Origin of the sequence: Dolichospermum sp. LEGE 00246 (assembly GCF_015207865.1) — a bacterium.
Taxonomy (GTDB): Bacteria; Cyanobacteriota; Cyanobacteriia; order Cyanobacteriales; family Nostocaceae; genus Dolichospermum; species Dolichospermum heterosporum.
Genome location: NZ_JADEWA010000177.1, coordinates 1 through 10,150, shown reverse-complemented (window position 1 = coordinate 10,150; position 10,150 = coordinate 1). Strand labels below are relative to the sequence as shown.

The 10,150-nt window shown below is 36.1% G+C and carries 10 protein-coding genes; all 10 read right to left on the bottom strand.

What is annotated here, in order from left to right:
• Positions 1 to 119: 119 nt before the first annotated feature.
• The 10 genes from IQ228_RS13205 to hepC all read right to left on the bottom strand — a co-directional run bounded on the left by IQ228_RS13205 (position 120) and on the right by hepC (position 9,811).
• A complete protein-coding gene (locus IQ228_RS13205; RefSeq protein ID WP_201769151.1) occupies positions 120 to 305 on the bottom strand; it encodes a hypothetical protein in 186 nt (61 codons plus the stop codon).
• 17 nt (positions 306 to 322) lie between these two features.
• Entirely contained in the window at positions 323 to 568 is a 246-nt protein-coding gene (locus IQ228_RS13200) for a hypothetical protein (RefSeq protein ID WP_193963068.1), read from the bottom strand.
• 96 nt (positions 569 to 664) lie between these two features.
• Positions 665 to 1,102 carry a hypothetical protein gene (locus tag IQ228_RS13195; protein WP_193963066.1) on the bottom strand — a complete coding sequence of 146 codons (438 nt, stop codon included), beginning with the start codon at positions 1,100 to 1,102 and terminating at the stop codon, positions 665 to 667.
• 366 nt (positions 1,103 to 1,468) lie between these two features.
• Entirely contained in the window at positions 1,469 to 2,893 is a 1,425-nt protein-coding gene (locus IQ228_RS13190; RefSeq protein ID WP_027403028.1) for an O-antigen ligase family protein, read from the bottom strand.
• An 84-nt stretch (positions 2,894 to 2,977) separates the two neighbouring features.
• Entirely contained in the window at positions 2,978 to 3,922 is a 945-nt protein-coding gene (locus IQ228_RS13185) for a glycosyltransferase family 2 protein (RefSeq protein WP_193963064.1), read from the bottom strand.
• Entirely contained in the window at positions 3,840 to 5,042 is a 1,203-nt protein-coding gene (locus IQ228_RS13180) for a glycosyltransferase family 4 protein (RefSeq protein WP_193963062.1), read from the bottom strand. The genes IQ228_RS13185 and IQ228_RS13180 overlap by 83 nt, the downstream gene beginning before the upstream one ends.
• 25 nt (positions 5,043 to 5,067) lie before the next feature.
• Positions 5,068 to 6,054 carry a glycosyltransferase family 2 protein gene (locus IQ228_RS13175; protein WP_193963054.1) on the bottom strand — a complete coding sequence of 329 codons (987 nt, stop codon included), beginning with the start codon at positions 6,052 to 6,054 and terminating at the stop codon, positions 5,068 to 5,070.
• Positions 6,055 to 6,100: 46 nt separating this feature from the next.
• Complete coding sequence (hepA, locus tag IQ228_RS13170; protein WP_027403024.1) at positions 6,101 to 7,930, bottom strand: heterocyst formation ABC transporter subunit HepA; 1,830 nt, start codon at positions 7,928 to 7,930, stop codon at positions 6,101 to 6,103.
• A 66-nt stretch (positions 7,931 to 7,996) separates the two neighbouring features.
• Complete coding sequence (locus IQ228_RS13165; protein WP_053540919.1) at positions 7,997 to 8,941, bottom strand: hypothetical protein; 945 nt, start codon at positions 8,939 to 8,941, stop codon at positions 7,997 to 7,999.
• Between the two features lie 141 nt (positions 8,942 to 9,082).
• Complete coding sequence (gene hepC, locus IQ228_RS13160; protein WP_193963052.1) at positions 9,083 to 9,811, bottom strand: heterocyst development glycosyltransferase HepC; 729 nt, start codon at positions 9,809 to 9,811, stop codon at positions 9,083 to 9,085.
• Positions 9,812 to 10,150 lie beyond the last annotated feature (339 nt).

Here is a 10,150-nt window from a genome sequence, read left to right as displayed (position 1 = left end):
GTAGTGAGACAGAATTAGTTACACAATGTCATTGCAAATGGAACGAAGTGAAATCAAGCAATCGCCAGGGTTGTGATTGCTTCCCTTCGCTCGCAATGACTGTAAATATTTTTGTCCAATTACTTACTATTTTTGACTCTAGCTTTATAAATATAAACATCTTCATTAAAACCAGTTAATCTATCTCCTAATAAATTTCCTTTTTGCAATTCTGTAATGAAAGATTGAGTATCAGAACGAATATTTCGGTATTTTTTGGCTAAATGTTTTAAATTTCTCTGATATTCAGGAGTTAAATCAATCAATATTAATTAAAAAAGAATCATTCTGTATCAATTCCTTCCCACATTTTTTCCCAAGGGATTCTTTTTCCTGCTTTTGCTTCTTGTAATGCTGTTTTTAAACTCTCTTTTATTTCCTGAATTGGAGTATCATCAGGATCAGATTCAATGTCATCTGATACAAGGATAATTACTCTCACTTGACTAGATGTATAAATTTCTAAAGGTTTATCTAATAATAATTGACCTTTTTCATCAACTTTTCCCATGACTTCAAAAGCTTTCATTACTTAACCTCAAATGAATATTAATATAACCATAGCAATGTAAGTATTGTAACACAAAATATCTTACTTATGAATTAGTTTCTAAATAAATAATAATCATAATAATTCCTCTGTAGTACCATCACACAAAAGAGTAAATAAGCCAATTTCCTTCATTTCCTCAATATAAGGAGGGGTTTCACTTTTCCAATGATAAGCTAAATCTCTTAACCATGATTGAGTTAAAGTTATTAAAGTAGATTGATAGATGATGCCTTCGATACTTTTTGGATTATAATGTTCTAAAACCTTTTTCGTGTCCAATCTTGCTACTTCTGTAAAAGTCGGACTCTTAAAGATTCTCATGACATTAGAATTAACAAACATTAGAAAAGGAATATGCTGATATTGTTCCATTTTTAAGATATTAATATCTGGGGAAGAATACATACCTGAAAATCTCACATCTATCATCAAAATAGATTTATCATTCTTATCTTTAGCAACAATTGCTGGTTGAAAATCAATTACAGTTGGAGGTTGTATTTTTAACATGGTATTTCACCTCTTGTTTAATAGTTTAACTAGTTTTCATATAGGAAATATTTGTACTAAATTTTATCACAATTTATCAATAAAATGTGAAAAGCTGGCGACTAGAAGTCACGGCTACACAGGCAAAACCCACCTGCGTGGGTTGATTTTTCATTAGTCTACGCAGGTGGTCACCGAGCCTGTCGAAGTGTGGACTTTGTTTGTGTAGTAGCGACTTCTAGTATACTGCGGCGTAAATAAAACAACCATTCTCAATCACTAAAAAGCTTACGCCATATTATTTTTGACTTTTAACTTTTGACTTTTGACTTCCGCCTTGCGGTACTAGTCGCCTAAAATTTTTAAACTCTCAGAAGGGGTTTTAATTCAACTCTGTGGTCTGCTGTAGTATTTATGACCTGCCATAGCCATTGCCAAAAATCCCCACATAATCATCCCGGCAATACTCAGCATCCCGCTATAAATAATTAACTGGGCGCAAGAACTGATACCAATAGCGCGGGCAGCACTGAGAAAACTATCAAAGCGACCTTCTGTATAATTACTAACGGTAATTAGCATTAATACTAACCCACTAATATAGGGTATAGCACCAATCCAACCCAAGGTAAAAAACATATCTAAAATGCCGCTATCAATAACAATGACTTCTATTTGTCCAGTTTTTTCATTCACTTTCCAGATATTTCCAAAGCCGTTACCGACAACATTAGAAAGAGCTAAATTCAGGTTTCTGTCATAAGTTGCGGATCTATCTCTAAAACTACCATCTTGTTCGAGATTGGAAAAACTTTCAAATCGAGTGGTAATAACTTTAGAAAGCGGTTCGATAGTCACCAAGGGAATAACGCAGATTGACATTACTAAAATTATGGTAATTAATCGCATTTGAATTTTGGGTTTTACTGAACCAAAAATCATAATTATTCCTAATAACCAGCCCCCCCAACTTGTCCGCACTTGGGAAAGTAAGAATGATAAATAACCCACAGCAGAAGCGGGGAAAATTAATGGGCCAGTGCTGGTAAATAATAATAGTAAACCAGCTTGCATGACAGTCCCAAATGGACCAGGTGAGTGTAATGTACTCCAAACGCGCATTCCAAAAGGAATTGGGTGTCCAGCACTGGTAAACATTTTCGATTGAATTAACCAATATCTATCCCATTCAGGAGCGACAACAAATTGATAGACACCGTAAGCTCCCAGGATGAGTACACACCAAATAAATGTTCTTTGCAGATGTTGACGATAACTGGGATAATCTCGCCAATTAGAAAAGAGGTGAAAAGCAAAAATTATCGGACTTAACCAATCTAAAAAACTCCGAACTACAGGGAGTGGTTGATTGTAAATTAAACCTATTAAACATCCATAACAAACTCCTATGGCTGCTAAAAGAAATGGCAGTCCCCCTTGACGAAGACTGCTAGGTAGATGTTTGAAAAAGGTGAATATGGTCAGGAATACGACTAAATAAGGTGCAATTAACATTTGTCTGGTGGGGTCCCAGCCAACTTTATAGTCAACGAAACGAGTGATTATAGGGGTCAGGAACCAAATCCACCAAGTGAAACCAATATAGTGGATGGGATGCCGTAAATACAAAAACACAGCGACTAGAAAGGCACTGGCGGAAAAAACAAAGTGCAAACTGCCTGTACTGGTAAAGTAGCAAGCTGTTGTGATTAAGATAAAACCTAGGATGATGATCCAACTTTGGGCTGATCGATCTTGGGGAGAAAATTGTTCTTTTAAAACTGTATTGAAAAGTGTTGGTTTGGAAATCATTTTGATCTCAATATTCTATAAAAAGTTTAGTTAGGAGATAGATCCCCGACTTCTTCAAGAAGTCGGGGATCTCGGTTGGGGTAATTAATAACTAAGATGGTGATTTCCTATCTTTCTATATTTTTGATATCCTAACCATCTTCCTTGTAAGGATGCTCGCAATTTTTTACTGGCAATTTCTTTTTGTTGGGGAAATAGTCTCAGCCATTGACATATTCCTAAACTTTCTCTTGTGCCAACTAAAATTGACCAGGATAAAAATATAATTTGACGCAGGGGCGAAAGATGTTCTAATAAAATTAAGGTTTCGTTGTGGACTAGGTTAATTAATGCGCTGTCGTTAAAGTTGTGGCGTTGATCTTCGTCAAATCTTTGGGCGGGATAGTGATCTACTGCAATGCTGGGATCATAAATTATTTTCCATCCAGCCCGTTTGAGGGTGAGGGCGAAGGACATTTCAAAATGTACTTGTGCGCCTGTTCCTTGCATTCTGTCATCAAATCGCAATTTACCGATCGCCTGGGTACGAAAGCTCATATTCACGCCTTTGAGAACATCAACTTCACGGGGTGCGCCTATTCCTAAGTGGTGGTTGCCAATGACGCGCCCCCACCATTGCAATTTACCAACTATGGGACGAGAACCATTTTCCAGTTTGTCTCCTTGATACACCCAATCACGACCACCAACGCCACCAACGGCATAATTAACGCTAAAGTGAGTATTAATTTTTGCTAACCAATCCGGGTGGGGGGCGGCATCATCATCAGTGATGGAAAGAATGTCTCCCTGTACTTGTGCCAGTCCGGCGTTGAGGGCGGCGACGACTCCCGGCTGAGTGACGGTGACAATCTGTAAGGGGAGGAGGTGGGGTGGAAATTGTTGGAGAAATTGCTGAGTTTCTGTGTCTGTATCTCTGACAACAACGATCGCCTGATCAACTGATTTAGTTTGCTGTTGCAGTGCTTTCAGACAGCGGGCTAGGTCTTGAGGACGGCGATAGGTGGGGATGAGAACTGTGTTTCTCATGGGTGATTAACTCCTCAAATATATTTAGATAGGTTTGTGCCATTGTTGACCAGCTATGTTGTTCGGCAATAGTCCGGGCAACTTTACCCATTTGTTGACGCAGTGAGCGATCGCTATTTAACAACCTAAGCGCATCGGCTAAAGCATTAACATCATCACAATCGTCTAAAACGATGCCACAGTCGGGATTAACTAAATCAGCCGCACCAGTAGTAGTGGCGGTAATCACGGGCAAACCTGAAGCCATCGCTTCAATCACTACAAGTCCAAAAGGTTCATAACGGGATGGAAACACAAATAAATCTGATGCCCGTTGAATTTGGGGCATATCACGGCGATAACCTAAAAAATGCACTCTTTCACTAATATTTAATGCTCTTGCCATTGCCGGATAAGGGCTATCTTGAGTACCACCGACAACTGCTAAATGTAATTCAGGAAGTTTTACCAAAGCGTGAAGTACAGTATCTAAGTTCTTCCGAGAAATCCGAATATCACCTGCAAATAATGCCAAATTAACATTCTCAGGTAATCCCAATTCCGTCCGAGAACTGACACCAGGAGCAAATTCTTGTAAGTCTACACCATTAACAACAACCCGAATTTGTGAACGAGGTACATCAATATTTACTAATTCTTGGGCAACTTTTTCTGAGACAGCAATAATAATCTTAGATTTCCGAAAAGCTTGTTTTTCCCAATAAGCATTAGCCGCAGTAAATAACCATTGATATAACCCGTACAAATCTTTACGGTTATGGGAAATATGCACAGGCGATTTCAACCAAGAACCATGTACAAAATGCACGGCATTGACATCACTTGCCCCCATAGTAATCGCGCCATTGACCTTAATCAAATCTAAATTGGCTCTATTTTTACGCAACCAATCAGCACTTTTTTGAGCAAAAATCAAATTGCGAATAAATTCCGTAGGATACCCTTCTACTGGAATATAAATACAATTAATAGCACTATTCTCGGCTAACTCTGGGGCAATTTCACTAGCTAATAATGTCAGATCATGACCACGCCGAATGGCTTCTTGAACTACTTCATAATTAACTCTACCTTGACCATCACCTTTTCTGATTTTGTGGGTAACAATACAAATTTTCACTGATAACCTCTTGTGATTGACTAAATTAGGAAATTTTCCAAATTTTATTCGTTAGATTGGTAGGAATAAAACTAATAATTAAAGCCACTAAAGTTCGTAAATTAAATTTTTGTTCACTTAAAGTTTGCCAAAAATAACGACGAGCATCTGTAATTTTTTGATCTCGTAATAAGCCAATTCCTAAAGTTGTATTAGCTTCTAACCATTTGGTTTTAAAGTAGGACTTAAATTCCTGTAACCGTTGATCTTCCATAAAGGTTTGATAACAGAATATCTCACTTTTACCTTTACGGATTTTTGCTTGAACATTGCGACTACCACTGAGCATAGTATCAGTTTGTTCATGCTCTCGATATTGGGTTAATTTTTCGGGAACATAGTAAACTCCATAGCCAGAAATACAACAAAGATATGTTAAATATAAATCCCACATTCCGTCAACCTCTGAAGGAATATTATCCCAATTAAGCACTCCATTTCTAATTACACAAGCCGCCGCAGTGGGAATACTTTTATCAATTAAGCCAATTTGAGTAAAATTTTTATGAACTCCGGGAGTGATTTGATCACGTTTATAACTGCGGGTATTGTTTTCAGTAGCAGCGACATTAATTTTACTATCACCATCTATAATATATTGGTCACAAAATGCCAAAATTAAATCGGGATTTGCTTCTAAATTGGGAACAAGCTTAGATAGAAAATCCTCATTCCACATATCATCATCATGGAGACTAGCCACATATTTACCTGTAGCAATTCTCAAACCATGAAACTGATTAGCTAACATCCCAATATTTTCTTCGTGTCGCCAAAATTTGATGCGTGAATCTTGAAATGATTCAATTAGTGCTTGAGGATTTTCAGAACTACAATTATCAGAAACAATAATTTCTAGATTTTGATAGGTTTGGTTAACAGCACTATTAATTGCTTGTTTCAGGTATTCTGGGCGATTATAGGTGGGGATAATGACGCTTACTAAAGGTTCGGAGGAGTTAATATTTAACATTGGCTGTAGGATGAGAAAATAAACTATGGGAAAATTGAATGCTTGTTTATCTCACTTCATTTTGAATTTGATAATATTGCCAAAATTTGCCACGTTGTTGAAGTAGCTCTTGATATGCTCCCTGTTCTACGATTTTTCCTTGTTCTAAAACTACAACTTTATCGGCTTTAGCTATAGTAGAGAGACGGTGAGCGATCGCAATGACTGTGCGCCCAACAGATAGCTTTTCTAAGGATTCTTGAATTAACCGCTCAGACACAGAATCTAAGGCACTTGTAGCTTCATCTAGAATCAGGATTTGGGGATTTTTTAGCAATGCGCGAGCGATCGCAATTCTTTGTTTTTGTCCACCTGATAACCGCACACCTCTATCTCCTAATTGCGTATCAAAACCCTCCGGCATTTCTAAAATAAATTCTAGAGCATTTGCCAATCGTGCAGCTTCTTTAATTTCTGCTTCTGTAGCTGTTGGTGTCCCGTAAGCAATATTATTCCAAACAGAAGTATTGAAAATAAAAGTATTCTGACTAACAACTGCTATCTTAGAACGCAGAGAGTTAATGTCAAATTTGCGAATATCAACTTCATCTATATAAATATAGCCGTCAGTAGCATCATGAAAGCGAGGAATTAAATCTGCAAGTGTGGTTTTACCAGCCCCAGATGAACCGATTAAAGCCGTCATTTCCCCTTGTTTAATCGAGAGAGTAATATTATGTAAAACTCGTTGATTAAGACTATAATCAAAATCTACAGACACCAAATCAATTGATCTTCTAAAACCAGGAAATCTTAATGCGCCATTTTGAAAATAGATTTTATCATCAGGTTTCAACAAATCCTTGATATTTTCCACTGCTCCCGCTTGGGTACTTAAAAAAGCCACTACCCCATTCAAATCCTGAGTCATAGGGATAATGCGGAACAGGACAAAAAAGAAAGTTAACAAAGCCGAAACTTTCATTAATCCTGTGGCTAAAGCCACAATAATCATACTAATCAGAATTAGCGTAGATATACTCTCAGCCAAAGGCTTAACTATCAAAGAAATCCAATAAACACTTTTCCAAGTATTAACAATTTTTTCACTGGCTTGGTAATAGCGGTTTCGCTCAAATTCCTGAGTAGAAAAAGCATGAATTGTGCGAATACCTTCGATAAACTCTAGCACCCTAGCAGTAAAATTATCATTAGCGGAAGTAATCGCAAAACTACGTTCTCTAATTTGTTTATTTAAGGTAGATAATGCTACCGCCAAAAGACTAAATAGTAAAATAGAAACTATAGTCAGTTTCCAGGAAAGTATAAACAAAGAAATAGAATAGACAATCAGTGTAAAACTTCTAGTGATTAAAAAAGCTAGTCCACCAAAAATTTGTCTAATTCTCTCCATTTCACTGGTAAGAATATTAACTAATTCCCCAGATTTCTTATGACTAAAATAATTGAGAGTTTGAGCCTCTAACTGTTGAAAAATTCGTTTACGCAGATTATCTACTAAACTGATTTCACTAAACTGGATGCAAATCTGTCCTATATAATTAAAGGATGCCCGCATACAGGTTGTAACAACAATTAAAGCAGATATTCGATATAATCGCTCTGTTGCTGAACCATTAATTCCTAAAATCAAAATATCAAACCACTCTATCCCTGTTTTCACAGGTTCAGAACCAGGAGTAGTTAGGCTTTGCAGGAACACCAGCAAAAATCCTAAACCAAACCCTTCAAAACTTGCAGCTAAAGCCGAAAATACGATAGCTAAAATAGCCACAACTCGAAAGTGTTTAAATTCTCGTAATATTACCCGATTATTTTGCCACAAACTTGTAGCTTGCAATATTTTCATAGTTGACGGTAGAAATTTGGAATCCATAAAAATTTTGACCGATAATTTTGATAATTAAGTATAGAAGCACCAATCTCAAAAAAATTAATATGCTTACATAGGAGCGCGACGAATAAAACGACCAAGAGCAGAACCACAGAGAATTTCAAATTTTTGCCATAGTATTTTTGGTATTGAATATAATTGAATAGGTGTTTGGCTATGTCGCCAATATAATTTATCAGTTATGGTGGGAGAACTACCTTCTAAAGCACTTAGGAGTAGTTTTTTGCGCCAAGGTTTAATATGTGGGACTGTGGCGTGAGACATAATAGTACCACCAGGAACAAAATCCATGCCGTCTGGTCCAACGGTACTCAAAGGATAATTAGTTAGCATCAATGCTAAGTTCAAATAAGTCTGATCTCCATACAGATATGGATAATGATTAAAGGTATTACCGTTATAAAGATCCTTTAAATTGGCATATCCTGCCATTTCACCCAATTCTTCTAATTTCTGCCAAACTTTCAAGATAGATTTGTAGTTTTTATGAACTCCAATGAAGCCACTATTGTAGTGATAATCTAACTCGCGCTCACAAGCAAAACCATTATTTTCAGCAAATTCTTTCCATGCTAACCGTCTCGGATGATTCGCCGGCACAAGATACCAAGAATCACCACAAAGAGCAATTCCTCGACTTACCCAATTTTCATAAAAATCCCAGTTACATTTATTGACAATATCAGGATCAAAGTAAAATAAGGCATCAATATCTGGGCAATAATTTTCCCACAATTGGGACATAAAATCAGGTTTATAAAAGCCTAAATGTTTTGGAGTTGTTAGTTTGACAAATCGGATTGCACAACCTTCATCTACAGAAAACTCTTGATAACCAGTTTCTGTTTTTAGCTCCTTAGCCCAATCGGGTGTATTTCCACGATAACCAGCCCAAATTATGCCTCGAAAACCATGATAATACAGGGAATTTACCAAAGCCCCCACACCATAATGGTAGTCTTTTTCAAATACGGTACAAATCGCTGTTTGCATGATATTTATTATTTTTTAATTAGCTACATAATTCATAGTCATCAATATGAGAACAGGAAGTATTCATCAATTAGATAAAAATGCTTGAAAACACAGAGCCAATAGATTTATTCTCAACTATAGGCAGTTTATCCTTCCCATCTATTTACGATACACCGCTGAATTTATTTTGCTTTGCTTGTTTAATTTGTTATTTTGTGATTCTAAACTTAATTTAACTGCACCTTCCAAAGATAAACAACGATTATTGATTAGACAAAATTTTCCCTGCAATAGATTCAATACATTAGATAAATTATTCAAAATGAATGTACCTAAAATAATGTTCAAATCTGTCATTTCCTGTTTAGCCATAGAACTAAACCTAATAGCCTGAAAAAGTTGCCCATGTTCTCCGACATACCACTCATAATCAAACAGCAATTCTGGGGAATATATTTGCATAGTTATTAATCCTCCGAGTATGACTGGACTCATAAATAACAGCAAAAGTAAAGCCCAAGTCCAATCAATTATTATTTGTAAAGTTCTGAAAATTTGATTACCTTTCTTTGGTAATTTTTGATGCCCAGAAATGTTTATAAATATGGGCTTATTAGCTTTTTGACAAGCATTTGCCCAAACTTTTAATAAAGAATCACCGATTTTGGGATCTATGCTGACTAAACTAACTGGAGAATGTTTTAAACATTCTATTAAAGATTCTTCATTTTCTAGTGCAGCTAAATGGGGTTGTGAGAATTTTTCAGAGGCTTTTACTAATAATTTTCCTCTGCGCCATTTTAATGAGCATGATAGGAAGTTAAAATTTTCAGATTGCTGGGGGACAATAGAGTTACTATTTAGACTAGAAATGACTGAAATTGGCATATATTAACAGCGATAAATTAGTAAAAGATTGACTAAATATTTACCATTAGAAAATTAATATTTTCTTGACCGAACAGTATTGTATAGGAGTCCTATAGCAATGATTAAATATGACAACAGAAAATTAGGAACACTTGGATTTATGATCAAGAGTAGTCATCTCAGAGAAGATACTAACTTTTTGCAACCCTGATAAAATTACTTCGGTTTCGTCCTGGAGATTTTGATGATGGGTTTCAATCTCTAGAATATAAGACTCTCGATAAATAAATCATCAAGAAACAACTTCTTTATTCACTCTTTAAATAAATATTACTTTCTTCTCTATAATATTAAGAT